Annotated in this window: 16 protein-coding genes; 9 read left to right on the top strand and 7 right to left on the bottom strand. The window is 47.3% G+C overall.

What is annotated here, in order from left to right:
• Window positions 1-117 precede the first annotated feature (117 nt).
• The 3 genes from M1D90_RS11160 to gltB form a co-directional block, all read right to left on the bottom strand.
• Entirely contained in the window at window positions 118-318 is a 201-nt protein-coding gene (locus M1D90_RS11160) for a hypothetical protein (protein WP_020451719.1), read from the bottom strand.
• 234 nt (window positions 319-552) lie between these two features.
• Window positions 553-2,034, bottom strand: coding sequence for a glutamate synthase small subunit (gene gltD / locus M1D90_RS11155; protein WP_456283463.1), 1,482 nt, complete (start codon window positions 2,032-2,034; stop codon window positions 553-555).
• A 16-nt stretch (window positions 2,035-2,050) separates the two neighbouring features.
• Complete coding sequence (gene gltB, locus M1D90_RS11150) at window positions 2,051-6,616, bottom strand: glutamate synthase large subunit (RefSeq protein WP_456283461.1); 4,566 nt, start codon at window positions 6,614-6,616, stop codon at window positions 2,051-2,053.
• A 148-nt stretch (window positions 6,617-6,764) separates the two neighbouring features.
• On the opposite strand from gltB, the gene M1D90_RS11145 reads away from it, so the two are divergent.
• Complete coding sequence (locus M1D90_RS11145) at window positions 6,765-7,667, top strand: LysR family transcriptional regulator (RefSeq protein ID WP_020451722.1); 903 nt, start codon at window positions 6,765-6,767, stop codon at window positions 7,665-7,667.
• A gap of 156 nt (window positions 7,668-7,823) precedes the next feature.
• Here M1D90_RS11145 and M1D90_RS11140 read toward each other — a convergent pair whose 3' ends face one another.
• Together M1D90_RS11140 and M1D90_RS11135 are read right to left on the bottom strand one after the other, a co-directional pair.
• On the bottom strand, window positions 7,824-7,988 hold the full coding sequence (locus tag M1D90_RS11140) for a hypothetical protein (RefSeq protein WP_155121654.1): 165 nt from the start codon (window positions 7,986-7,988) through the stop codon (window positions 7,824-7,826).
• Window positions 7,989-8,057: 69 nt separating this feature from the next.
• Complete coding sequence (locus M1D90_RS11135) at window positions 8,058-9,974, bottom strand: di-heme oxidoredictase family protein (protein WP_079289115.1); 1,917 nt, start codon at window positions 9,972-9,974, stop codon at window positions 8,058-8,060.
• Between the two features lie 130 nt (window positions 9,975-10,104).
• Between M1D90_RS11135 and M1D90_RS11130 the strand changes: the two genes are divergently transcribed.
• The 5 genes from M1D90_RS11130 (at window position 10,105) to M1D90_RS11110 (ending at window position 17,287) form a co-directional block, all read left to right on the top strand.
• Window positions 10,105-11,679 (top strand): alkaline phosphatase family protein, encoded by a 1,575-nt coding sequence (locus tag M1D90_RS11130; protein ID WP_396278670.1) that lies wholly within the window; start codon window positions 10,105-10,107, stop codon window positions 11,677-11,679.
• A 139-nt stretch (window positions 11,680-11,818) separates the two neighbouring features.
• The gene (locus tag M1D90_RS11125) at window positions 11,819-12,292 is read left to right on the top strand and encodes a MarR family winged helix-turn-helix transcriptional regulator (RefSeq protein WP_396278671.1); all 474 of its coding nucleotides are present in this window, start codon (window positions 11,819-11,821) and stop codon (window positions 12,290-12,292) included.
• Window positions 12,289-14,016, top strand: a complete 1,728-nt coding sequence (locus M1D90_RS11120) for an ABC transporter ATP-binding protein (RefSeq protein WP_023855736.1) — start codon at window positions 12,289-12,291, stop codon at window positions 14,014-14,016. Before M1D90_RS11125 ends, M1D90_RS11120 begins: the two co-directional genes overlap by 4 nt.
• Entirely contained in the window at window positions 14,013-15,836 is a 1,824-nt protein-coding gene (locus M1D90_RS11115; protein WP_020451727.1) for an ABC transporter ATP-binding protein, read from the top strand. Before M1D90_RS11120 ends, M1D90_RS11115 begins: the two co-directional genes overlap by 4 nt.
• A 236-nt stretch (window positions 15,837-16,072) precedes the next feature.
• Window positions 16,073-17,287: a cytochrome P450 gene (locus M1D90_RS11110; RefSeq protein ID WP_020451728.1), complete on the top strand. Its 1,215-nt coding sequence runs from the start codon at window positions 16,073-16,075 to the stop codon at window positions 17,285-17,287.
• A gap of 46 nt (window positions 17,288-17,333) precedes the next feature.
• On the opposite strand, the gene M1D90_RS11105 is transcribed toward M1D90_RS11110, so the two are convergent.
• A complete protein-coding gene (locus M1D90_RS11105) occupies window positions 17,334-18,050 on the bottom strand; it encodes a 3-ketoacyl-ACP reductase (RefSeq protein WP_020451729.1) in 717 nt (238 codons plus the stop codon).
• 342 nt (window positions 18,051-18,392) lie between these two features.
• On the opposite strand from M1D90_RS11105, the gene ppsA reads away from it, so the two are divergent.
• The 3 genes from ppsA to M1D90_RS11090 all read left to right on the top strand — a co-directional run bounded on the left by ppsA (window position 18,393) and on the right by M1D90_RS11090 (window position 25,036).
• Window positions 18,393-20,987, top strand: a complete 2,595-nt coding sequence (ppsA, locus tag M1D90_RS11100; protein ID WP_456283458.1) for a phosphoenolpyruvate synthase — start codon at window positions 18,393-18,395, stop codon at window positions 20,985-20,987.
• Between the two features lie 438 nt (window positions 20,988-21,425).
• Window positions 21,426-22,850 (top strand): MDR family MFS transporter, encoded by a 1,425-nt coding sequence (locus M1D90_RS11095; protein ID WP_026579590.1) that lies wholly within the window; start codon window positions 21,426-21,428, stop codon window positions 22,848-22,850.
• Between the two features lie 146 nt (window positions 22,851-22,996).
• Window positions 22,997-25,036 (top strand): molybdopterin-containing oxidoreductase family protein, encoded by a 2,040-nt coding sequence (locus tag M1D90_RS11090; protein WP_050821053.1) that lies wholly within the window; start codon window positions 22,997-22,999, stop codon window positions 25,034-25,036.
• 40 nt (window positions 25,037-25,076) lie between these two features.
• Here M1D90_RS11090 and M1D90_RS11085 read toward each other — a convergent pair whose 3' ends face one another.
• On the bottom strand, window positions 25,077-25,553 hold the full coding sequence (locus M1D90_RS11085; protein ID WP_023855731.1) for a MarR family winged helix-turn-helix transcriptional regulator: 477 nt from the start codon (window positions 25,551-25,553) through the stop codon (window positions 25,077-25,079).
• Between the last annotated feature and the right edge of the window lie 35 nt (window positions 25,554-25,588).

Here is a 25,588-nt window from a genome sequence, read left to right as displayed (position 1 = left end):
CTCTTTTGGAAATATAGAGCTTTTATCATATCGCTGTTATTATTCGTGGAAGCGTTTTGAAAAATTCATCAAAATGAAAAAAGCTGTCTGTTTCACCAGACAGCTTCGCTTTACCCATTACCAAGGGTACGGGTAGTAAGGGTAGTATGGATAAAAAGGAAAGAACGGATAGAAGAATGGATACGGATAAAACGGCGGTCTCGGTCTAGGGCGCGGTCTTGGCCGCGGATAGGGGTAGCCGCCGTAGCCGCCATAAGTAAAAGGCTGCTGTCTATCCGCATCCGTCCAGTCATCTTGATATTGATAAGTTTCTTCCACTGTTATAGCCTCCTTTATTGCGTTGCATACTTTAGGTTATGTTATATACCATTAAATGGAGTACGTACACAATTTTTTTATCATTGCCTTTGTATAAATTCGAACAAATAACGATATGGCAAGTCGAATCAGCAGGTGAATATTGTGAAGCAAACAAAAAAATCAGCCTGCCCTGTCAACCTAAAGAAGGTCGCAGGACAGGCTTTATTTATATGATGTGAAAACCCCTTTGTTTTATGGCAGTACAGAACTTCCCATTAAATATTTGTCAACCTCACGGGCGACTTCGCGTCCCTCGTGAATCGCCCAAACGATCAGGCTCTGTCCTCTTCTCGCATCCCCTGCTGCGAAGACTCCATCGACATTCGTTTTAAATTCCCCGTATGCTGCGTCAACTTTATTTCTCACCGTATTTACCCCGAATTGTTCAAGCAGCGGCTGTTCCGTTCCTTCAAAGCCGATAGCGATAAAGACATATTGAGCAGGCCATGCTTTTTCCGTGCCCGGAATTTCGTGAAACTCAAATTTTCCTTGATCATTCTTTACTTTTTTCATTTGAATCGTATGCAGTTCTTTCAAATGGCCGTTTTTGTCTGCGACAAGCTTTTTCGTTTGGATCGAATATTGTCTCGGATCGCTGCCGAATGCTGCCTGCGCCTCTTCATAAGCATAGTCCAGTGAATGGACATGCGGCTGTTCAGGCCACATATTTTCGGCGGTTCTTGTATCGGGCAGCTTCGGATGTTTGCCGAACTGGACGACGCTTCGCGCTTTTTGGCGCAAGGCCGTTGCAACGCAGTCTGCTCCGGTATCTCCCCCGCCGATGACGATGACATCTTTATTTTTCGTATTGATAAACTGTTTATCTTTAAAATTCGAATCGAGCATGCTTTTTATAGTGCCTGTTAAATAGTCCATGGCAAAGTGGACACCTTTTGCTTCCCGGCCTTCAATCAAGAGATCGCGCTGTTTTTGGGCTCCTGTGCAAAGGATAACCGCATCGTACTGTTCTTTTAGCTCGTCGGCTGTAATATCTTTGCCGATTTCCGTATTGGTGACAAAGTCGATGCCTTCCTGCGTCAATAGTTTGATGCGGCGTTCGACAACGCTTTTTTCAAGCTTCATGCTTGGAATGCCGTACATTAACAGGCCGCCCGGGCGGTCGCTGCGCTCGTAAACAGTGACCGAATGCCCCGCTTGATTCAATTGATCGGCGCTTGCCAGACCGGCAGGCCCTGAGCCCACGATCGCGATTTTTTTGCCGCTCCGTTTTTTCGGAATCCGCGGCTGAATCCATCCGTTTTCAAATCCTTTGTCAATAATCGTCCGTTCGATCCCTTTGATGGATACGGCCGGGTCGGAAATCGCCACCGTACAAGAGCCCTCGCAAGGCGCCGGACAGACCCGCCCCGTGAATTCAGGGAAGTTGTTTGTCTTCAGAAGACGGTCAAGCGCTTCTTTCCACCTTCCCTTGTAAACGAGGTCGTTCCATTCAGGGATTAAATTGTGTATCGGACATCCTGACGTATAACCGCCTATATCCATGCCGATTTGACAAAAGGGGGTGCCGCAGTCCATGCAGCGCGCTCCCTGTCTTTTTGATGCTTCCTCAGAAAATGGAGACGAATATTCGTTCCAGTCATTTATCCGTGTGAGAGGATCGCGTTCAGCAGGCTTTTCCCGCTTGAATTCCATAAATCCTGTTGCTTTGCCCATTTTCCCCTCCCCTTTCTTACTGTGCCACCGCTTCTTTTGATGAAGCAGCCGCAGACGGTTCAATCTTTTGCTTCGTACCGGCTTCAAACGCGTACATCAGCGCTTCTTCATCGGACAAGCCGGCTTCTTTTTGCTCTTTAATCCGCTCTATCATTTGCTTGAAGTCTTTCGGAATCACTTTCACAAACCGGCCGACGGCCTCTTCCCAATGATCAAGTATCGAAGCTGCTTTTGAGCTTTCAGTATATCTGTAATGGTTTTCGATCATCGTTTTCAGTTCGGCGATTTCCTCAGGTGCTTCAAGTGTTTCAAATTCGATCATTTCAGGATTGCATTTCCGTTTAAAGGCTTTTTTGTCTTCGGCGTACACGTAGGCGATTCCGCCTGACATGCCCGCGGCAAAGTTTTTGCCGACGTCGCCGAGAATAGCGACGCGTCCGCCGGTCATGTATTCGCAGCCATGGTCGCCGATGCCTTCAACGACAACGCTGACTCCGCTGTTTCTGACGGCAAACCGTTCGCCGGCGAGTCCGTTAATATAAGCTTCTCCGCTTGTAGCACCGTAGAACGCAACATTTCCGACAATAACATTTTCACGGAATGCAGGGTTGAATTCGTCAGGCGCTTTGACGGCGATTTTTCCGCCTGAAAGACCTTTGCCGATATAATCATTGGCATCTCCTGTCAAATACATTGTCATTCCTTTTGGTACGAACGCGCCAAAGCTTTGCCCCGCTGAACCTGTGAATCTGAGCGTAATCGTATCTTCAGGGAGGCCTTCTTCGCCGTAGCGCTTAGAAATTTCACTTCCGGTTATGGCTCCTGTTACACGGTTGATGTTGCGGATTTCAAAGGATGCTTCCGCAGACGTGCCGTTTTCAACAGCTGACTGGACGGCGGGTAGAATTTGCGTAATATCAAGTGATTCATCGATTTTGTGGTTTTGCGGCGTACGGAATGTGCGTGCGCCTTCCGGCTGATATAGCAGGTTTGATAAATCGAGCTGACCCGCTTTCCAATGTGCTTTCGCCCGTTCGCTGACACGAAGGACATCCGTGCGGCCCACCATTTCATCAACTGTTCTGAAACCGAGCCGGGCCATCAATTCGCGAACTTCCTCTGCGACAAAGAGCATGTAATTCACGATGTTATCCGGATCGCCCATGAACTTTTTGCGCAGCTCAGGGTTTTGCGTCGCTACCCCGACAGGGCAAGTATCCAAATGACAGGCTCTCATCATAACGCAGCCGAGAACAACGAGCGGCGCTGTGGCAAAACCGAATTCTTCGGCTCCTAAAAGCGCAGCCATGACAACGTCTCTGCCGGTCATTAATTTGCCGTCTGTTTCCAATACGACGCGTTCGCGCAAACCGTTCATCATCAGTGTTTGATGAGCTTCTGCGAGTCCAAGCTCCCACGGAAGGCCGGTATGCTTAATGCTTGTTTTCGGTGAGGCTCCAGTGCCCCCGTCATAGCCGCTGATGACAATGACATCGGCAGTCGCTTTGGCGACTCCGGCTGCAATCGTGCCGACCCCGGCTTTAGCGACAAGCTTTACACTGATCCGTGCATCGCGGTTGGCGTTTTTCAAATCGTGGATCAACTGCGCCAAATCTTCAATCGAGTAGATGTCGTGGTGCGGCGGCGGTGAAATCAAGCCGACCCCAGGCGTAGATCCGCGTACATTGGCAACCCATGGATACACTTTGTTGCCAGGAAGCTGTCCGCCTTCTCCAGGTTTTGCACCCTGCGCCATCTTAATTTGCAGCTCGTCGGCATTGACGAGATAATGGCTCTTCACACCGAAACGGCCTGAAGCGATTTGCTTGATCGCGCTGCGGCGGTTATCGCCATTTGCGTCTGGGGTAAAGCGCGCCGGATCTTCTCCGCCTTCCCCGCTGTTGCTTTTTCCGCCGAGACGGTTCATTGCAATCGCCAGCGCTTCATGGGCTTCCTTGCTTAAAGAGCCGAATGACATCGCCCCTGTTTTAAAGCGGCGCACAATCGATTCAGCAGATTCGACCTCTTCAAGCGGCAGCGGCTTCCGGTTTTCATCAAATGAGAAGAGATTGCGGAGAAAACCGATTCTTTCTTCATCAGCTGCTTTCGAATATTGTTTAAACAGGCTGTAATCACCTTTGCGGCATGCCCATTGCAGCGTGTGAATCGTTTTCGGGTTAAAAGCGTGGTGCTCCCCGCCTTTTCTCCATTGAAAATCGCTTCCCGAATCAAGCGTTTCGCTGAATGTATCTTTATACGCTTCCCTGTGGCGGCGCTTCGCTTCTTCGGCAATCGTATCCAGACCGATTCCGCCGAGCTGTGATGCCGTTCCTGTGAAATAGCTGTCTATGACGTCTTTGCTGATCCCAACCGCTTCAAAAATCTGTGCGCCCCTGTAGCTTTGAACAGTGGAAATACCCATTTTGGACATCACTTTTACGACGCCCTCTGTCACGCTTTTGCTGTATTTTGTAACGGCTTCTTCATAGCTGATGGAAAGTGCTCCGTCTTCAATCGCCTGCTTGTATGTCGCATACGTGAGGTACGGATGAATGGCATCCGCTCCGTAGCCGATCAAGGCGGCAAAATGGTGAACTTCGCGCGCTTCACCGGATTGGGCGATAATGCTGACTTTCGTACGTTTTCCCGCGCGGACTAAATACTGATGCAAGGCACTGACGGCTAGCAGCGCAGGAATCGGCGCTTTCTGACCGTCCATTTTGCGGTCGGATAAAATAAGGAGAGTCACGCCTTCGGCGATCGCTCTGTCCACTTCTTTAAACATATCTTCGAGGCCGCTCTTCAAGTCGTCTGTAAAGAGCGTATGAATCGTCTTGCTTTTGAAATCCTTATGCACAAGTCCTTTTAAAGAATTGAACTGTGCGTTTGTCAAGACCGGTGTATACAATTTAATCCGGCGGCAGCTGCTTTCATTCGGATGGAGAATATCGCCTTCCGCTCCGAGCCATGTCAATGTCGAAGTGACGATCTGCTCGCGGATTGCATCAATCGGCGGATTTGTAACTTGTGCAAACAGCTGTTTAAAATAGTTGAACAGCGATTGCGGACGGTCTGACAACACCGCCAGCGGGACATCGTGGCCCATTGAACCGAGCGGGTCTTTGCCTTCTGTAATGACAGGAATTAAATATTTGTGAATATCTTCGTACGTAAAACCGAATGCTTTTTGGCGGGTCAATAGGTCAGGCACAGATTTTTCTTCGGTTTCCTCAATATCGTTTGAGACATGAACCAGTTCTTTACTAAGCCATTCCTGGTACGGAAACTCCCCGGCGATTTCGGATTTGACTTCTTCATCGGAGATAATCCGCCCTTCTTCAAGATCAACAAGAAGCATTTTCCCGGGATCCAGCCGGTCTTTATATAAGATGTTTTCCTGTTCGACATCAATCACGCCGACTTCGGAGGAAAAAATAAGGTAGTCGTCTTTAGTGACATAATAGCGAGCGGGTCTGAGCCCGTTCCGGTCTAAAATGGCTCCGATCTGTTTTCCGTTTGTAAATGAAATCGCAGTCGGGCCGTCCCATGGCTCCATTAAAGAGCTGTGATATTCGTAAAATGCCTTCTTTTCTTTTGACATGTACGGGTTCTCGTTCCACGGCTCCGGAATCAGCATCATTGCAGCATGGGCAGGATTCCTTCCAGCCAGAACAAAGAATTCAAAAGCGTTATCCAGGATCGAGGAGTCGCTTCCGTTTTCATCGAGGATTGGCAAAACCTTTGGCAAGTCTTCGCCGAACGCTTCGGAAACAAACTGCTGCTCCCTCGCTTTCATCCAGTTCATATTGCCGCGCAGCGTATTGATTTCCCCGTTGTGGATCAGATAGCGGTTTGGATGTGCCCTTTCCCAGCTCGGAAACGTGTTTGTGCTGAAACGGGAGTGAACCAATGCAAAAGCTGAGACGAAGTCCTCGTCCTGTAAATCTTCATAGAAAGCATCAACCTGCTCGGGCGTTAAAAGTCCTTTATATACGATGGTATTGCTAGAGAGGCTGACAAAATAGAACGTTTTGTCGTGTTCTTTCGCCCAATTTTCGGCCTGTTTGCGAATGATGTACAACTTCCGTTCGAATGCCAGATTGTCTTTCAGCGCTTCATTTGCTCCGATGAATACCTGGCGGACGACTGGCGCGCTTTTCTGTGCGACTGTTCCGATTTTTCCGACATTTACAGGTACAGTTCGCCAGCCGAGCACCGTCTGTCCTTCCTGTTCGATCAGCTCGTTAATGCGCGCTTCGGTTTTTTCGCGCCCGCTGTCATCCTTAGAAAAGAAGATCATCCCGACGCCGTAGCGTCCTTTTTCAGGCAAGTTGAAACCGGCGCAGACTTTTTTGAAAAAAGCATCCGGAATCTGCATCATGATGCCTGCTCCGTCTCCGGTATGCGGGTCACTGCCCTGACCGCCCCGGTGGTCTAATTGGCAAAGCATTTGTAATCCTTTTTTGACAATATCATGAGTAGGAAGGCCCTTTAAATGAGCGTAAAGGCCGATTCCGCATGCATCATGTTCAAATTCAGGACGGTAGAGACCTTGTGCCTTTGGTAGTTGATTATAAGTCATTGTTCCTCTCCCCCGTTCATTTTTCCCGTTTGTCCCCGGTCATAAAATCTTACAAACTCTAATCCTATTGTAGGTTTTCAAATCTATACAAACAATATATAATTTAGATTAAAACTATCTCATTTTGAGATGAGCAGGTGAAACAACGATGGAATTACGCCAATTGCATTATTTTATGGAAGTTGCAGAAAGAGAGCACGTATCGGAAGCGGCCATGCACCTTCATGTCGCTCAGTCGGCGATCAGCAGGCAGATCGCCAATCTCGAAGAAGAGCTCGGTGTTGATTTGTTTGAGCGCGAAGGCCGCAATGTGAAGCTGACTCCGATCGGGAGACAGTTTTTAGACCATATTAAAACAGCGATGAAAGCGATCGATTTCGCGAAGGAACAAATCGATGAGTATTTGGACCCGAATCGCGGGACCGTTAAAATCGGTTTCCCGACAAGCCTTGCGGGCCAGTTCCTCCCGACGGTTATTTCCGCTTTTAAAGAGGAGCATCCTCATGTCGCTTTTCTTTTAAGGCAGGGATCTTATAAATTTTTAATCGAAGCGGTGAAAAACAGGGATATCGATTTGGCTTTTCTCGGTCCTGTTCCGTCAAATATCGCTGAGATTAAAGGGGACATTTTGTTTTCGGAAAGCCTTTTGGCACTCGTGCCGATCAATCATCCCCTATCAGGCCAGCAAAGCCTTCATCTCGGCGATCTCAGAAATGATCAGTATGTGCTGTTTCCAGACGGATACATCCTTCGAAAAATGGCTGTTGATGCATGCAAGCAAGTAGGATATACGCCTAAAATTTCCTCAGAGGGCGAAGATTTGGATGCGATCAAAGGGCTGGTTTCTGCTGATATGGGTGTGACGCTTTTGCCGGAAAGCGCCTTTAATGAAACGGCTCCCCGTTTTACAAAGAAGATTCCGATTGATTATCCTCAAGTAAAGCGCACAGTCGGAATCATCACCCCTAAAAACAGGGAGCTTTCCCCTTCTGCAAAAGTCTTTTATCAGTTCGTAAAGAAGTTTTTTTCTCGCCTTCAGCAATACCAATAGCTAGTATGACAACGAATTCAGCCGGGCGCAAAAGCTTGGCTGTTTTCATTTTATCATAAACAACAATTAATGTCTGAATTTTCTGTCCATTTATTCTCAGCGCATCTCTTCTATTGTAAAAAGCGCATCTTATATATGTATGTTTATCCCCTTTTTTTATGCTGATTTTTCATACTGACGCCAGTTTTTTCTGTCTGGAAACGGACTCGCCAGCACTGGCTGCAGACTGGAACCGGCCTTTGACTCGTCAAAACCGCTGAAGTGAATGACATATTCCGTCAGCCGGATCGCGCCGTCACAAAGGACCGAAAAGGCGATCACATCGCCGCTCCCGTGATGAAGTTTTAAAAAAAGCCGCCATTCAGGCGGCTTATCGTTTCATTTTATTCCTTACTTTTTCGGCATATCGGCATGGATTAAATAATGAATCAACGCTTTTTGCTCTTGTTCGGAAAAGCCGCTTTTGGCGTCGATCCAGAATTCATGCCCTTTGCCGGTTACCCTGACCGCTTTTAAGTCGGGCGATTCCGAATTGCTTTTGACGACCTGCTGTCTTAAATCTCTGTCGATCATCGCCAGCAAACTGTTATAAGGATCCGCCTGCTTACCTTTTATGACCGTCTTTGGTAAGCCTGTCTCTTTTAATGAGCTTCCCACTGCAACCCCTCCGTCGTGCAAATAAGGAGCGCGCCAGTAAACGCCGATCAGACTCGGCACTTTGTACCCGCCTTTGGAATCTCCCTGCGCCCAGGAAAGCTTGATCTGTTCGGGGTCAAACCCGGCTGTCGGGACTTTCAGGATCTTCGGTTTGCGCGGCAGAGGCACCGGTGTGTCAGGCGAATGAATAAGGCTTTTCCCGAATATGTTTTCCGTTTTCTTAAAAGACCGGGCCCTTGTCGGCTCGGTTCCGATTTTTTCTACCGAAATGACCTTGTTGTTCGTCAAATACCGGCCGGCATGACAGGATATGCAGCCCGCTTGTTCAAAAACACGTCTGCCGCGCCTGACGGTTTGGCTGTCGGTTTTTTGCCGCGGATCAGGAGGTCTAAGTGTATTTTGCCAGGCGGATACAGCGTTGTTTTCTTCATTCACTTTTCGTCCGGGTGAGCTCACAAGTACGCCGTCGGGCGCCGCCAATGTGATGTTAGGATAGTTTGGCGGCTTGACCATTTGGTTGACGCCCGGTACTCCGGGAGTGGGATCGGCTTTTTTGAAAAACGCAGTCGGACTTTCCTTTTTTTTCGGCTGATACCTGTATGTTGAGACGGGAGCCCTTTGCAGGATCGTCCCGATATAAACATCTTCGCTCATGCCGAAAAGCGCCCGGCTTGCCGGGGCTTGCGAGAGGCTGTCCGAATTTTGCGCATGAACATTATTGCTGAACACAGTCAAGCCTTTAAAAGGACCGGCCATTGCCGAACCGCTCCAGCTGTACGGATGGTCGCCCAATGTATAGGCATCCGGAATCTGCGTGGGATTGCTTTTCATATCGATCGTCGAGTCGAAAAAACCTCTCGGCCACTTCAGGAAAATGCGATCGACCGCATCTTCGAGGCGGTCCGGATCGGGAAGGCGTTCTTTTTTGCCGTTTCTGGCAGTGATCACAGGGCTTTTATCATTCATAAATTGTTGAATGTTATCAATTTCGGCATGTGTAAAATAAGCCGCTGAATTTGTCGCCAGCGCCAGCATCAGCCCTGTATTTAAATCAGAGTTTGTCACGCCTTCCATCACCTTCATCGTTTTCGGATCGACTGCGGCGTGGCAGGCCGCACAGCTGATGCCGGCTTTGATTTTTCCGTCAGCGTATTTGAAAGGCATGCCGAGCGGTGCGTATGCCCCTTTTGGAACATCAATGCCGGTGTCGATCTTCTCGCCTTTTTTAAAGATTTTCCCGCCGACCTTAACCGTTTCAGCTAATTCGATGCGCAAGTTCGTCGTCCCTTTCCCTTTCAATCCGGCAATGGCTTTCGTCATGTTGGCTGCTGTAATGGGACCGTCAAGGAGTCCGATGATATCCGTCAAAAACACTTCGTTGCCGAAAGTTTCCTTATAAAATGTCTCCCGTCCCAAGTCGAGAAGGCGGTCATCAACCTTTACAGCTCCCTCCTCTGCGGAGGCGGGCTTGTCCGGTGTAAATGCTCCCCATAGATCGTATCCGTGCACTCGTTTTTCTTTTGAGATGACTTTTTCTTTAGGAGGCATATATACATATTCCGGTTCAAGATGTCTGACCGTGATATAGCCAATTACGGCTAAAATCGCGATGATAGCAAATGCGGCTAACCATTTATGCTTTTTCATCATTGACCCACCTTTCTAATTGAATAGGATTCCCCAGAGCTGCCGTGAATCATTTAGAACGTATTACCAGCTATAACTTCCGGCGTCCCATGCCAGAATATGCATATGATGGGATTAAAGGAATGAGGCCATTTTGAAAAAGCTAAGCATTGTTCTTGCCATTTTTATATGTGCGCTAATTTCATTTATTATATGGCTGAATGCCGGGAATGAAAAATTGGGACTCCCGGATGAAGAAGCAGAGGCCGTCAAATCCTCCAAAAAACCGGTCATTGTCCTGATCATCGACTCTTTGATGGATCAGCCTTTGAAAAAAGCGATTCAAGCAGGCCGCGCCCCGGCATTAAAATTCTTTCTTGAAAACGGTCATTATGAACCTGAAATGGTAAACGCGTATCCGACCATGTCGGTTTCGATTGATAGCACCCTGCTCACCGGAACTTATCCGAATATCCACCGCGTTCCCGGGCTCGTCTGGTATAATCAGGATGAACAGAGGATCGTGAATTACGGGAGCGATAAAAAAGAAATCGCCACACTCGGCATCAAACAAACGATCGAAGACGGGATATTTTCTCTTAATCACCGCCATTTAAGCCGAAAGGTGACAACGGTTCATGATGATTTGCAAGTGCGAGGAAAACAGTCGGCATCCATCAACGGGCTCATATACAGAGGGCCTGACCGCCACGAATTAAATATCCCGCCCCCGCTCAAAAAGCTTAAATTGATGCCTGAACATATGACGGTAAACGGGCCGGCTCTTTTTTCGTTCGGCCGCTTTGCCCAGCTCGATCCCAATAACTCCTACCACCATATTTGGCAAGGTTATGGCGTTAACGACAAGTTCACAGCACAGGAAGTGGCCTATTTAATTAAAAAGAGGAAGCTTCCTGCGCTGACTGTCGCCTACTTGCCCGATTTTGACCATGATGCACACAAAAAAGGCCCGATGGACATGAAAGGCCTCGAAAAAATGGACCAGCAGCTGCAGCGTATATTGAATGCATATGATTCTTGGCGCGATGCGGCCGAAAAAGCGGTATGGGTCGTCATGGGTGATGGCGGGCAGACAGCGATCGGACGCGATAAAGACAAGGCCGCCATCCGGCTTCATTCGCTTTTTAAAGGATACCGGATCGCTAAAATAAACGAAGCCCCCGATCGAAACGCCCAGCTTCTTTTTGCAGTAAACGACAGAATGGCATACATTTATGTCACGGATCGAAACATGCCGCTGCAAGGTGCCGTCAATGAATTGAAAAAAGACGAACGGATCGCTTTCACAGCGTGGAAAAAAAGCGGCTGGATATATGTTGATTCGAAGCGTTCTTTAAAACCGCTTCGGTTTCGTCCAAAAGGCGGCTATCAAGATCCTTACGGGCAGTCATGGACGATCAGCGGAGATTTTTCTTTATTGGACATTAAAGCAGACGGCGTCTCGATCCAATACGGCGATTACCCGGATGCTCTTGCCCGCCTATACAGCGCCATGCATTCGCATCGCGGACAGTTTGTGATCACCGACGCGAAACCCGGGTTCCAATTTGCCGGCGAAAAGTCTCCCCTCCATTTTGGCGGAGGCGGCCATGGCTCACTTTATAAAACGGATAGCTTGGCTCCGATGATCATCGTCGGTTCGGAAAAAGTTCCGGAACATCTTCGCCACCTTGAAATGAAAGATTTTTTTATGAAGCTCGTACAATGACCCGGTCATGTCATCAATGATCGGGTTTTTTCTTTTTTATAAGTTTCTTCTTTGACAATCTTTTGTTGTTCTATGTATGATAATACCGTGTTTTAGTTTATTTACTTAATTAATTAAAATGGAGAAGCAGGTGCTTTTTATGAAACAAGATAAAGTCAGCCGCAAGACCGTTGTGCAGTTGATCGAAGCTTTCAACCGGCTGCGGTATGCGGAAATGAAGCAGTCTTTTCCTGCAGTTGAATGGAAAAAGACTGAGGCAAAAGCGCTGATGCTTTTAAATGAAGCAAGCGGTGAAGGCAAAATGGCATCCGAAATCAGCCGCGCTCTGCATGTCACCTCCCCTTTCGTCACGCAGATGTTGAACAGAATGGAAAAAAAAGGGCTCGTTTTTCGGCGCATGGATGAGGATGACAGGAGGATCGTCCGGATTTTTTTAACCGATGAAGGAAAAAAAGCGGCGGACAATGCGCTTAAAGGGCTGAATCGGTGGTTCCTGCAGCTCACTCGGTTTCTGGGCGAGGATGAAAGCAGGCAGTTCGCCGATTTGATTCATAAGTTATCCGAGTTTATCGAACACGGAGAAAAAACAAGTGAAAAGAAGGTTGAAAAATGATCTCACTCTTAAAATATTTAAAGCCTTATAAGCTGCAAGTGATTCTTGTCGCTGTTTTTACTTTGCTGAGCAGTGTGCTTGAGCTTTATTTGCCGACGTTAATGGCAGATGTCGTTGATGTCGGAATCGTGAACGGCGACATGCCATTCATATTGAGAACCGGCGGCTGGATGATCGCCTGCTCCCTTCTGGCCATCATCATGACTGTCGGAAAAGCGTTTTTCGCTTCGAAAACAGCCCTCGGCTTTGGAAGGGATATCAGGCGCAAGCTGTTTGTCAAAGTTGAACACTATTCAATGGATGAATTCGGAAAAATCGGTTCTGCTTCTCTCATTACCCGTACCACAAATGATGTCAAGCAAGTCCAGGATGTACTCAACATGATGCTTTCATTGATGACAAGAGCGCCGTTAATGCTGGTCGGCGGTATTGTGCTTGCCGTGTCCAGAGATGCCAAGTTGTCGATTATATTCCTGGCCGCTCTCCCGATCCTTGCGGGGCTGATTTTTCTCATTACAAGAAAAGCTGTTCCCTTATTCGGCGTTCTTCAAAAAAAGACGGATCGTCTCAACCTTGTTCTCAGGGAAGGTTTGACTGGGGTTCGCGTCGTTCGCGCCTTTAACCGAGTTGATCAAGAAAAAGCCCGTTTTCAAAAGGCAAACGAAGAGTTTCGCGATACAGGCATCGCCGTCAACAGAATCATGGCTTTTCTATTCCCTGTCATGATGATTATGATGAATTTCACGAACATCGCGATTATCTGGTTCGGAGGCATCCGCATCGATCAAGGCAGCATGCAGGTCGGGAACTTAATGGCTTTCCTTCAATATGCATCCATGATTCTAATCGCGCTGATCATGCTTGCGATGACATTCGTAATGATCCCAAGGGCTCAGGCATCTGCCGACCGCATTAACGAAGTGCTGTTAACAGTGCCTTCGATTACCGATCCGAAAGAGCCGCAGAAAGACAGCGGCTTGCGCGGTTATGTGGAATTTCAAGATGTGACTTTTCGTTATGCCGGAGCTGAAAAGCCCGTTCTCGAAAATATTACGTTCAAGGCAAAACCGGGTGAAACGACTGCGATCATCGGCAGCACGGGGGCCGGAAAAACGACGATTCTTCAATTGATCCCGAGATTTTTCGATATTGAAAAAGGGTCTGTGCTTGTCAACGGAACAGATGTCAGAAAGATGGCGCAAAAGGAGCTTCGCGCGAAAATCGGCTATGTCCCGCAAAAAGCTTCAATATTCAGCGGGACGATCAAGGACAATATCCGATTTGGCAAAGAAGATGCAACAGATGAAGAAATTTTGGAAGCACTTGAAACGGCACAGGCTGCCGAGTTTGTGGAAGGCAAAGAAAATGGAATTGAATCTGATATCGAGCAGGCCGGAGCCAACCTTTCAGGCGGCCAGAAACAGCGGCTTTCCATCGCCCGGGCATTGGTCAGAAAACCGGAAATTTATTTATTTGACGACAGTTTTTCGGCGCTTGATTACAAAACGGATCAAAAGCTGAGAAAAGCGCTTCAGAAAACCACCGCTGATGCCGCCGTCATTATTGTTGCCCAAAGGGTAAGCACGATTACAGATGCGGACCAAATCATCGTATTAAATGAAGGAAAAATAGCCGGTATCGGCACCCATCAACAATTGCTTGCTGAAAATGGAATTTACCAGGAAATTGTGGCATCACAGCAGGCCGAGGAGGAAAGCGCATGAGCCAACAACAAAAGCATCACGGCTCGATACCAAAAGGAATGCACGAGACAAAACCGAAAGAATTTAAAAAGACCCTCTTGAGATTGGCCCGCTATTTAAAACCGCGGACCTTCCAGCTGGTGCTCGTTGTCTGTGCTGCAATATTGGCGACGTTGTTTAATGTCATCAGTCCAAAACTTCTCGGAGATGCGACCTCTTCCCTTTTCGCAAGCTTTACAGAAGGCACCGGTGTTCAATTCGGCTTTCTCGGCCGGATCACAATGATCCTGGCAGGACTGTATCTGCTTTCTGCTTTCTTTACGTTCTTGCAGCAATACCTGATGGCCGGCGTAGCCCAGAAAACGATATACGAAATGCGCCAGGAAGTGAATGAAAAGCTGACGCGGCTCCCTTTAAAGTACTATGACAAGCATTCGCATGGCGATACGCTCAGCCGCGCCGTCAATGATATTGACAATATTAATACGTCACTGCAGCAGGCGCTGACGCAAATGATTACGTCTGTCATTACGATAGTCGGAATCATCGTCATGATGCTCCTGATCAGCCCTGTGCTGACACTCGTCGTCTTCATCACGGTTCCGCTCAGCATGCTCGCTGTCCGATTTATCGCCTCATTTTCGCAGAAACACTTCGGCACGCAGCAGAAAGAACTCGGCGACATCAACGGACACGTTGAAGAGATGTTTACAGGGCACCAGGAAGTAAAGGCATTCGGTCATGAAGAAAAAGCGATTCAGCAATTCGATGAAGTGAATGAGCGTCTTTACCAGTCAGGCTGGAAAGCGCAGTTTATTTCAGGTCTGATGATGCCGATCATGACATTCATCGGCAACCTCGGCTATGTGTTTGTCAGCATAACCGGCGGTATTTTCGTTCTTAACGGCACCCTCTTAATCGGAGGCGTGCAGGCTTTTATCCAATACACGCAGCAATTTTCCCAGCCGCTCGTTCAAGCTGCCGGAATCGCGAATACAATCCAATCGGCAATCGCATCCGCCGAAAGGGTGTTCAGTCTTTTAGACGAAGACGAGGAAACCGAGGAAACGCCGGCTTCCATCGATACCGGCGCATTAAAAGGCGATGTATCGTTTGAACGTGTCGCCTTCGGCTATGATAAAAACGTTCCGGTCATCCGCGATTTAAGCCTCCATGCCAAAGAAGGCCAGACAATTGCGATCGTCGGACCGACTGGTGCAGGAAAAACGACGATCATCAATTTGCTGATGCGGTTTTATGAATTAAACAAAGGCAGCATCAAGGTCGGCGGCACTGACATCAGCGAACTGTCGCGCGAACAGGCCAGAAGCATGTTTGCGATGGTTTTGCAGGACACATGGCTGTTCAACGGCACCATCCGCGAAAACATCGCCTACGGACGTGATGGCGCAACAGATGAAGACATCATCAGGGCTGCAAAAGCCGCCTATGCCGACGATTTTATCCGTACCTTGCCGGACGGCTATGATACGGTACTGGGCGAAGATGCCCAAAACATCTCGCAAGGGCAGCGGCAGCTCCTCACGATCGCGAGAGCCATTTTAGCCGATCCGAAGATTTTAATATTGGATGAAGCGACTAGCAGTGTCGACACCCGGACGGAAATGAATATTCAAAAAGCGATGAACAAACTGATGGCTAACCGCACGAGTTTTGTCATCGCCCACCGTCTTTCTACCATTAAAGATGCCGACCTGATTCTTGTGATGAAAAACGGAGATATTATTGAAAAAGGCAGCCATGAAGAGCTTCTCCGCGAGAACGGTTTTTACGCCGATTTGTATAACAGCCAGTTCTCCCGGGAAGAAGCCGTAAGCTGAAAGATCGAGGCCGTACCTGATCAGGTGCGGCCTCGTTTTTTTCATCCATCTCTGAGCTGATGTTCCCGGTGTTGTGAGCATACCTCGCCTTTTTTCCTTTTTTAGATCCGATACTTTCGGCCAATTGACAATTTTTTCATGATATGTCCGTTGAAACCGTTGTAAAAATAGTGATAACGTAAAGATTGAACCGGTTCATCATGTATAAACGATTCATGTTAAAGGAGAGAGTTGACGTGGCAAATTCAAATTCACTTCAATCAAGCAAGCACTATGCCAATTGGATTCCGATGAAAGAAATCAGCTCCAGTAATGACCGGCTGTTTCCGTTCCCGATTTATAACCGGATCAGAAAGACGTCTCCTGTGCGTTACGATGATGAGCGAAAATGCTGGGATATCTTTTCGTATGAAGACGTTCAATTCGTGTTAAAAAACCCGAAGCTTTTCTCTTCAAAACGCGGCGGTAATATGGAAGGAAAAAGCATATTAACAATGGACCCGCCGAAACACACAAAAATGAGGGCCATCGTTAATAAAGCTTTTACGCCGAAAGCGGTGAAAGAGCTTGAGCCGCATATCGAAGAAGTGACGGCTTTTTTATTTAACGAAGCGAAACAGAAGGATTTGTTTGATGTGGTGGATGACTTGGCTGCTCCCCTTCCCGTCATTATCATTGCTGAACTTTTGGGCGTTCCGGCTGAAGACCGCCTCATGTTTAAACATTATTCAGACATCCTTGTCGCAGGTGCGGAAGACCGCTCGGCTGAAGCCGCTGAACAGATGTACAAACGCCGTGAAGAAGGCAATCGGTTTTTGGCGGATTATTTTAAAAACATTATCAAGCAGCGCAAAAAAGAGCCAAAAGACGACCTGATTTCGCTTTTGCTACGGGCAGAAGTTGACGGCAAGTCGCTGACAGAAGAAGAACTGCTGAATTTTTGCATCATTCTTTTGGTCGCAGGCAACGAAACGACAACTAACCTGATCGCAAACAGCGTCCGCTATCTCACCGAAGACAAAGCCACACAGGAAGCCGTAAGGCAAGATTTGTCCCTCGTTCCTGTTTTTGTTGAAGAAACACTGCGGTATTATCCGCCCGTGCAAGCAATCGGCCGCACGGCGGCTGAAGACCTTGACATCAAAGGCGTGCGGATTGCAAAAGGTTCCACGGTGATCAACTGGGTCGCTTCAGCGAACCGTGACGAACTGAAATTTGACGACCCTGACAGCTTTAAGCTTGATCGTAAATCAAACCCTCATATGAGCTTCGGCTTCGGCATCCACTTTTGTCTCGGTGCTCCCCTTGCCCGGCTTGAAGCGAAAGTCGCACTCGATTACTTGCTGCGGCATGCATCCGTGGAAAAGGACAGCTCAGAGGAGCTTGAAGCGATTCAAAGTCCGTTTGTCTTCGGCGTCCGTCATCTCCCCGTACGCCTTTCGCAAAAATAGCACGAAAAAAGGACAGGCTGTTTCAAGCCTGTCCTTTCCTGATTGTTTAAGGGTTTGTAGACCACATGCCCGCTGATTTAATAAAAATGCGCGGATGCAGTTTAAGTTGGGCAACCATGTATTCCGCCAGATCTTCAGGCTGCATGACGCGTTCCGGATTGCCGTCTGTTAATTTGGAGTCGATTGCCAAGTCCGTCGCAACCGTGCTCGGTGTAAGAGCACTCACGCGGATATTGTGCTTTCTGACTTCCTGCATCAGCGATTCGGTCAGTCCGAGTACCGCGAACTTAGACGCGCTGTAGGCGCTTGTCCCGGCTGCTCCCCTTTGGCCTGCTGTAGAAGAAATATTAATAATATCGCCGGCTTTTCTTTCGATCATTTCAGGCAGAACGGCGCGTGTTACATTATAAACTCCCATCAGATTCACCTGGACAATATTTTCCCACTCCTCGGGGGATTGCTCAAGAAATCCTGCAAACCCGCCGATCCCGGCATTGTTAATGAGAATGTCGATTTGTCCAAGCTCTCCTTTTACGGATTGGACTGCACGTTCTACAGCTGTTAAATCCTTTACGTCAGCTGCGGCTACAGATACTTTTACGCCGAACGCCTTTAATTCCTCTGCTGCTTTTTCAAGATTCGCAGCTGTACGGCCGATAAGGCCGATATGTACGCCTTCTTTTGCAAGGGCAATCGCTGTTGCGCGGCCGATCCCTCTTCCCCCTCCTGTAATCAGAGCGGTTTTGTTTTGTAAAGATTGCATATGAAAAACTTCCTTTCTATATGTATCACACGTTTAAATTATAGGAAAATAAACTACGTTTTTGCAAATATGACGACTTGCGAAGAATAAACCGCCTGCGCAGCTGGCATCTTCCGCGAACCGACCGGATTAAATCGGCCATCGTTATATTCGATTGCATGAAGAAACAAAAAAAGAACCATGGTTTTACCAGGTTCTTTTAATATTGCATAAAAACAGACGCGATGATATAATCAGATCACGCACGTTTAAAATTAAATGTCATAGATATCCCATTTTACATTTTAAGTCTACCATATCAGAAAGCTCTTGTCAAATTTTTTTTCGAAGGAGAGATGCAGAATGAGTCATTTCGTTCTCGGTTTTCATGAAATGGAAAAAACACAGCTTTTGCTTGTCGGGGGAAAAGGGTTAAATTTAGGGGAATTATCAAAAATTCAAGGAATACAAGTACCAGAAGGCTTTTGCGTCACGACAGCAGGATTTCAAAAAGCCGTCAAGGGAAACGAAACGTTCCAAGCGTTGCTGGCTCAACTGGCCATGCTAAAAGTTGAGGATCGGGATCAAATTAGTGACATCAGCAGGAAGATTCGGCAAATCATTATGGAAGCAGAAATTCCTGCTGATGTTGTGAAAGCAGTTGCTCACTATCTCTCTCAATTTGGCGAGAAACATGCTTATGCAGTGCGTTCTAGCGCGACTGCCGAGGATTTGCCGCATGCTTCTTTTGCGGGTCAACAAGATACCTATTTAAATGTTATCGGCAAGGATGCGATCTTGCAGCATATCAGCAAATGCTGGGCTTCCCTGTTTACGGAGCGCGCGGTCATCTACCGTATGCAGAATGGATTCGATCACAGGCAAGTTTATTTATCCGTTATCATTCAAAAGATGGTTTTCCCGCATGCTTCAGGGATTTTATTTACCGCTGATCCGATGACTTCCAACCGGAAACTGCTTTCAATCGATGCCGGTTTTGGACTTGGAGAAGCTCTGGTCTCCGGCTTGGTCTCTGCCGATTGTTATAAAGTGCAAAACGGACAAATCGCCGATAAGAGAATAGCGGCCAAGAAATTGGCGATTTATGGACGAGCACAAGGCGGAACAGAGACAAAGCAGATCGATCCTGATCAGCAGATGTCTCAAGCACTCACTGATGGGCAAATTTTACAGCTGGCACGTATCGGAAGACAGATCGAAGCTCATTTCGGCCAGCCGCAAGATATCGAATGGTGTTTGGCTGATGATACATTTTATATTGTTCAGAGCCGGCCGATCACGACTTTATTCCCGATCCCTGAAGCGAATGATCAAGAAAATCACGTCTATCTATCTGTTGGTCATCAGCAAATGATGACTGATCCCATTAAACCGTTGGGCTTGTCTTTTTATCTGTTAATTACTCCTGCACCTATGCGTAAAGCCGGCGGGAGATTGTTTGTTGATGTTGCGCCTAGGCTGACGACACGTGCCGGCCGGGAAGCTTTATTAAACACCGTGGGAGCAGATCCGCTTACAAAAGACGCACTCATGACCGTAATCGAGCGAGATTTTATAAAATTGATGCCAAATGATCAAACAGCACCGATTCCGGGCAACGGTCAAACAGATATGCCGGTGCAATTCGAGAACGATCCGACAATCGTTTCTGATTTGATGAAGCGCAATCAAACATCGATCGAAGAGTTAAAGCAAAACATCCAAGCGAAATCGGGATCGGATTTGTTTGATTTTATACTGGAAGATATCCAACAATTAAAGAAGATCGTATTTGACCCGCAAAGTACGGCTGTGTTTATGGCTGCTATAAATGCGACAACATGGATCAATGAAAACATGAACAAGTGGCTAGGCGAAAAAAACGCCGCTGATACCCTTTCTCAATCTGTACCGGGCAATATTACTTCGGAAATGGGTCTGGAGCTGATGGATGTCGCGGATGTGATTCGCCCTTATCCAGAAGTGATTGATTATTTGCAGCATGCAAAAGAAGATAACTTTCTCGATGAACTGGTTAAGTTTGATGGTGGAAAGGAAATTCAAGACGCTATTTATGATTATCTCAGCAAATACGGAATGCGGTGTCCCGGAGAAATTGATATTACAAGACCTCGCTGGAGTGAAAAACCAATTACACTTGTCCCCATGATTCTTAGTCATATCAAAAACTTCGAGCCTAACGCCGGCAATCGAAAGTTTGAGCAAGGGCGGCGGGCTGCTTTGGAAAAAGAACAAGAGTTAATTGATCGATTGAAGCAATTACCGGATGGTGAACAAAAAGCTAAAGAAACAAAACGAATGATCGATCTCATCCGGAATTTCATCGGCTACCGGGAATATCCAAAATACGGCATAGTCAGTCGCTACTTCGTATATAAGCAGGCATTGCTGAAAGAAGCCGAACAACTCGTACAAGCGGGCGTTATTCATGAAAAAGAAGATATATACTACCTCACTTTTGAAGAGCTTCACGAAGTCGCACGCACAAAAAAAATAGATAACCAGATCATCAGCAAACGGAAAGACGAGTACAAATTATATGAAAAACTAACTCCACCGCGTGTGATCACGTCTGATGGCGAAATCATTACAAGTGCGTACAAACGAGAAAATTTGCCGCCTAATGCGATTGCAGGCCTGCCTGTTTCTTCCGGAGTGATAGAAGGAAGAGCACGTGTCATTTTAAACATGGAAAATGCCGATCTGGAAGATGGAGATATATTAGTCACCTCCTTTACAGACCCAGGCTGGACACCATTATTTGTATCCATAAAAGGCCTGGTCACCGAAGTCGGCGGATTGATGACCCACGGAGCAGTGATCGCACGCGAATATGGCCTGCCGGCAGTCGTCGGAGTGGAGAATGCGACTGGGCTGATAAAAGATGGGCAACAAATTCGCGTGCATGGCACAGAGGGATATATCGAAATATTGTAATGGTGTCTGTTGCCCAAATAAATACGGGAGTCGACAGTGCATTTAAAAGAACTCTTCAGATTTAGTATCTATCAGGGAAAGGATCCGGAGATAAATTTCTTCAGTCAGAACAGCTGCCAGCAATACAGGTAAATTATACCTGTAATAATCGGCTGATTTGACTGAAAAGATGATCTATGTCCTTCCCTCCCTGTCTTTTCATAATCATCCATACGTTAACTTCAAAAGATGAACCTGACAATTTTATTGTAAATATGGGTGAAACCGAGTATACTCATATAGTTGCCAATCATGAAGAAAAACAATGAACGGCGGTGGAGACACGTTATTATATAAGATGAAAAACGAAAGAAACAAATTGGGACTCCGGATATCTGGGAATCCTACATATCATTTGTCGTCATGTTTTTGGGTAAATTGTATTACAGGAGGTTTGATATGGAGAAAAAGTTTAATTCTAAAGCAATATTAGTCACCTTCATGATTGGTGCATTTTTTGCAATATTAAATGAAACGCTGTTGAACATCGCATTAACAGAGCTGATGGAAGTCTTTCACGTTGATGCCCCGACTGTTCAATGGCTGGCAACCGGATTTATGCTTGTCATGGGTGTTTTAATGCCTATTTCCGCTTTACTGATTCAATGGTTCACGACAAGACAGATGTTTATCGGCGTCATGTCGATTTTTTTAGTCGGAACCATCATCGCCGCTTGTGCAGTGAATTTTCCGATGCTCTTGACGGGGCGCATGATTCAGGCGGTCGGTACAGGTCTCTTGATCCCTATTATTATGAACGCGCTCTTGCTCATTTATCGGCCTGAAGTCCGCGGGAAAATCATGGGGACGTTCGGTTTGGTCATCATGTTTGCTCCGGCAATCGGCCCCACTCTTTCGGGCGTCATTGTTGACATCCTCGGCTGGCGCTGGCTGTTTATTATCGTCATCCCTTTTGCAGTATTTTCAATCTTGTTTGCGGTGAAGTATTTGCAAAATGTCGGAGAAGCGACGCGCCCGCGGGCTGATTTTTTATCGATCGTTCTCTCAACCATCGGGATCGGCGGAATCGTATACGGATTCAGCAGTGCCGGAGAGGCTCCGGAAGGGTTTCAGTCCCCTCTGATCATCGGTGTAATCATCGTCAGCCTGATCAGTATCGTGTTGTTCGTGCTTCGTCAGCTGAAGCTTGAACAACCGTTGCTCGATGTGCGTGTGTTCGCCTATAAAAATTACACGCGCGGGGTCTGCCTATTTGTGATTGTCATTATGGCGATGTTCGCTTCCGAAATCGTGATGCCGATGTATTTGCAAGGACCGCTTGGTTTCACAGCCAAAGCAGCAGGGCTTTTACTTTTGCCCGGGGCCTTGCTAAACGGTCTCATGTCACCGGCCATGGGCGCTTTATTCGATAAGTTCGGGCCGAGAAAACTCATCATTCCGGGTACGATCGTTCTCGTCGGCGTGATGTTTTTCTTCAGTAGGATCAATCCTTCGGTGCCGGTCTGGGCGTTTATTATTGTGTACATCATCTTGATGCTGTCGATCTCAGCCATCATGATGCCTGCGCAGACGAATGCATTAAACGAATTGCCGAAACATTTATATCCTCATGGAACGGCAATCGCCAACACGCTTCAGCCTGTTGCAGGCGCACTCGGTGTTTCGGTGTTCGTCAGCATCATGAGCCAAGGCCAGAAAAGCTATCTTGCCGGACAAGAAGCCGCAAGCCCACAAATCGTGCATGAAGCGATGACTCACGGTGTTCACCATGCCTACTGGTTTGCGCTTGCTTTATGCTGTATCGCTTTCTTTACCGCTTTATTTATTAAAAAAGCGGTCGCACCTGATTTTGATAAAGAATAAACAAAAACTTAAAGGATGTCCTTTCAGGGGCATCCTTTTTTATCGTTGTTCTGCCGCGATTCTTTCGGCTCTTATTTTCAGAATTGACGAGATTTTGTGATATAATGCTAGAATCATATTCATTTTATCGGAAAGGAACGGATTCCATGGAGTCATTTGTTGATCAAAAAGACGGGATTTTCAAATCCGTATGTTCGCTCGACTGCCCGGATCAATGCGGCCTGCTCGTTCATAAAAAAGACGGAAAAATCGTTAAAATACAAGGCGACCCGGACCATCCGGTCACACAGGGCAATATTTGCAATAAAGTCCGCAATATGACGGAGCGTATTTATGATCCCAAACGGCTGAAAACTCCGCTGAAACGGACGGGTCCAAAAGGTGACGGGATTTTTGAACCGATCAGCTGGGATGAAGCAATTGAAACGATTCGCTCCCGCTGGCAGTCGCTCATTGAACAGGAAGGCCCCGAAAGCATTCTGCCCTACAGCTTTTACGGCAATATGGGGAATTTGACGGCTGAAGGAATGGACAGGCGCTTTTTTCACCGCCTCGGGTCGAGCCAGCTTGACCGGGCGATTTGCACTCCTGCCGGTTCTGTCGGCTATAAATACACGATGGGCGGAAGCATCGGCACAGACCCTGAAGATACAACGGAAACAAAACTGTTTATCTTTTGGGGAATCAATGCAGTCTCAACCAACATGCATCAAATCACTATTGCTCAAAAAGCCCGGAAAAACGGTGCAAAAATCGTTGTGATCGACGTTCATAAAAATCAGACCGGGCGGATGGCGGATTGGTTTATTCCGATTCGTCCCGGCACGGACAGCGCGCTTGCGCTTGGCATTATGCATGTCTTATTCGAGGAAAATTTGGCTGATGAACCATTTCTGAAAGAATTTACAGTCGGCCATGAAGAGCTCCGTCGCCATGTACTGCAATACGATCCCGCCACTGTAGAGGCAATCACCGGCGTATCCCGGAATGATATTGTCGAGCTCGCCCGCTTGTACGGCCGCACCTCCCCTTCCCTGATCCGGATCGGCAACGGTCTTCAGCATCATGACAATGGAGGAATGATTGTTCGCACCATCGCGTGCCTGCCCGCGATCACGGGCCAATGGACGAAAAAAGGAGGCGGAGCGATCAAAGGCAACACGGCATTTTTGGCCTATAATACAAAAGCTTTGCAGCGTCCCGATTTACTAAAAGGCAGAACGCCGAGAGTCATCAACATGAATCAGCTCGGCAAAGCTCTCCTAGAAACCGAGCCTCCGATCCGTTCGCTGTTTGTGTACAGCAGCAATCCGGCCGTCGTCGCGCCGGAGGCGAACAAAGTCAGGAAAGGGCTTGAGCGCGAAGATTTATTCACGGTTGTTCACGATTTATTCCTGACGGAAACGGCACGGTATGCCGATATCGTCCTGCCGGCTTCTTCCGCTTTCGAAAATACGGATTTCTATACATCATATTGGCACCATTATGCGCAAATTCAGCAGCCTGTTATTGAAAAATACGGTGAGAGCAAGTCAAATACAGAAGTATTCAGACTTTTGGCTGAGGCGCTGGGCTTTGATGATGAACCGCTGAAAGATTCCGACGAAGAGATGATCAGACAGGCGCTTGACTACCCTGATAATCCGTGGCTCGACGGCATTGACTACGACAGCCTGACTGAAAAGCATTTTGTCAAAGCCAATCGGAAAACGATTTTTCCTGATAAACTGCCAACGCCCAGCGGAAAAATTGAATTGTACTCAAAACTGATGGAACAGCACGGCTATCCGGGCCTGCCGACTCATACCCCGCTTGTTGAAACTGACAAGTATCCGTTTTTATTTGTACCCGGACCGAATCATAATTTTTTAAATTCGACCTTTTCAAACAATGAAAAGCATATCAAACTAGAAAAGGAGCCGAAACTTCACTTAAATAGAAAGGATGCCGAAGAAAAAGGCATCGAAAACGGAGATTTGGTGAAGGTTTGGAATGACCGCGGATCATGTATCCTGCCCGCTGCGGTCGGAGAACACGTCCTTCCGGGTGTGGCCGTCAGCCAAGGATTATGGGCGGATGCAGATGGGAAGCATTATCTCGTCAATGCGCTGACGCCTGATCGATTAGCTGATATGGGCGGTGGAGCAACTTTCTTTTCCGGAAGAGTTCAAATTGAAAAAATATGAACGTGTACAAAAGACCGGTTGAAACAAAACCGGTCTTTTGTCACTTTGTCTTCTTTAAAGTTTTGGCATAATCGGCGGCGAACGCCGTGCTGTTTTTCAAAAATTTGATAATGGTTTGCAGTTCCCCCTCTGAATATCGGCTTAAAAATCCGGCAGATTCTTGCGCCAAGTCTTGAAAGATATGAGAGATCTTCTCCATGTTTTCCGGGATCAGCTCGACTAAAAGACGCCTTCTGTCGGACGAATCCCTGATGCGTCTGACATAGCCCGTTTTCTCAAGGCGGTCGATCACGCCTGTGATCGCTCCCGTTGTCAGCCCGCTTTTTGCGGCAAGCTCCCCCGCTGTTACTTTCCCTTCCCGCGCGATAATCTCAAGGCATTTATGATCCGTGGCGTTCAGTCCGATTTTCTCGCCGATCGCCTCGTGCAGAAAAATGGTTGCGGTGCTGTGAAATCTCAACTGCTGTATCAGCTCGTTGAGCAGCCCTTCTCCTTCAATATGATTTGTTCTTGACATCGGTAACACCCTTCTATAAAATCATTATGTCTTAG

The sequence above is a fragment of the Bacillus sp. JZ34 genome (assembly GCF_053903205.1).
The sequence above is the reverse complement of the archived record's forward strand: the minus strand, read 5'-3'. Positions and strand labels throughout refer to the sequence as shown.

Bases quoted from the DNA above. Each gene is read 5' to 3' on its own strand.
- M1D90_RS11105 (WP_020451729.1), bottom strand. From the start codon at position 18,050: ATGCAATCTTTACAAAACAAAACCGCTCTGATTACAGGAGGGGGAAGA.
- M1D90_RS11135 (WP_079289115.1), bottom strand. From the start codon at position 9,974: ATGATGAAAAAGCATAAATGGTTAGCCGCATTTGCTATCATCGCGATT.
- M1D90_RS11125 (WP_396278671.1), top strand. From the start codon at position 11,819: ATGAAACAAGATAAAGTCAGCCGCAAGACCGTTGTGCAGTTGATCGAA.
- M1D90_RS11095 (WP_026579590.1), top strand. From the start codon at position 21,426: ATGGAGAAAAAGTTTAATTCTAAAGCAATATTAGTCACCTTCATGATT.
- gltD (WP_456283463.1), bottom strand. From the start codon at position 2,034: ATGGGCAAAGCAACAGGATTTATGGAATTCAAGCGGGAAAAGCCTGCT.
- M1D90_RS11085 (WP_023855731.1), bottom strand. From the start codon at position 25,553: ATGTCAAGAACAAATCATATTGAAGGAGAAGGGCTGCTCAACGAGCTG.
- M1D90_RS11090 (WP_050821053.1), top strand. From the start codon at position 22,997: ATGGAGTCATTTGTTGATCAAAAAGACGGGATTTTCAAATCCGTATGT.
- M1D90_RS11145 (WP_020451722.1), top strand. From the start codon at position 6,765: ATGGAATTACGCCAATTGCATTATTTTATGGAAGTTGCAGAAAGAGAG.
- ppsA (WP_456283458.1), top strand. From the start codon at position 18,393: ATGAGTCATTTCGTTCTCGGTTTTCATGAAATGGAAAAAACACAGCTT.
- M1D90_RS11115 (WP_020451727.1), top strand. From the start codon at position 14,013: ATGAGCCAACAACAAAAGCATCACGGCTCGATACCAAAAGGAATGCAC.
- M1D90_RS11120 (WP_023855736.1), top strand. From the start codon at position 12,289: ATGATCTCACTCTTAAAATATTTAAAGCCTTATAAGCTGCAAGTGATT.
- gltB (WP_456283461.1), bottom strand. From the start codon at position 6,616: ATGACTTATAATCAACTACCAAAGGCACAAGGTCTCTACCGTCCTGAA.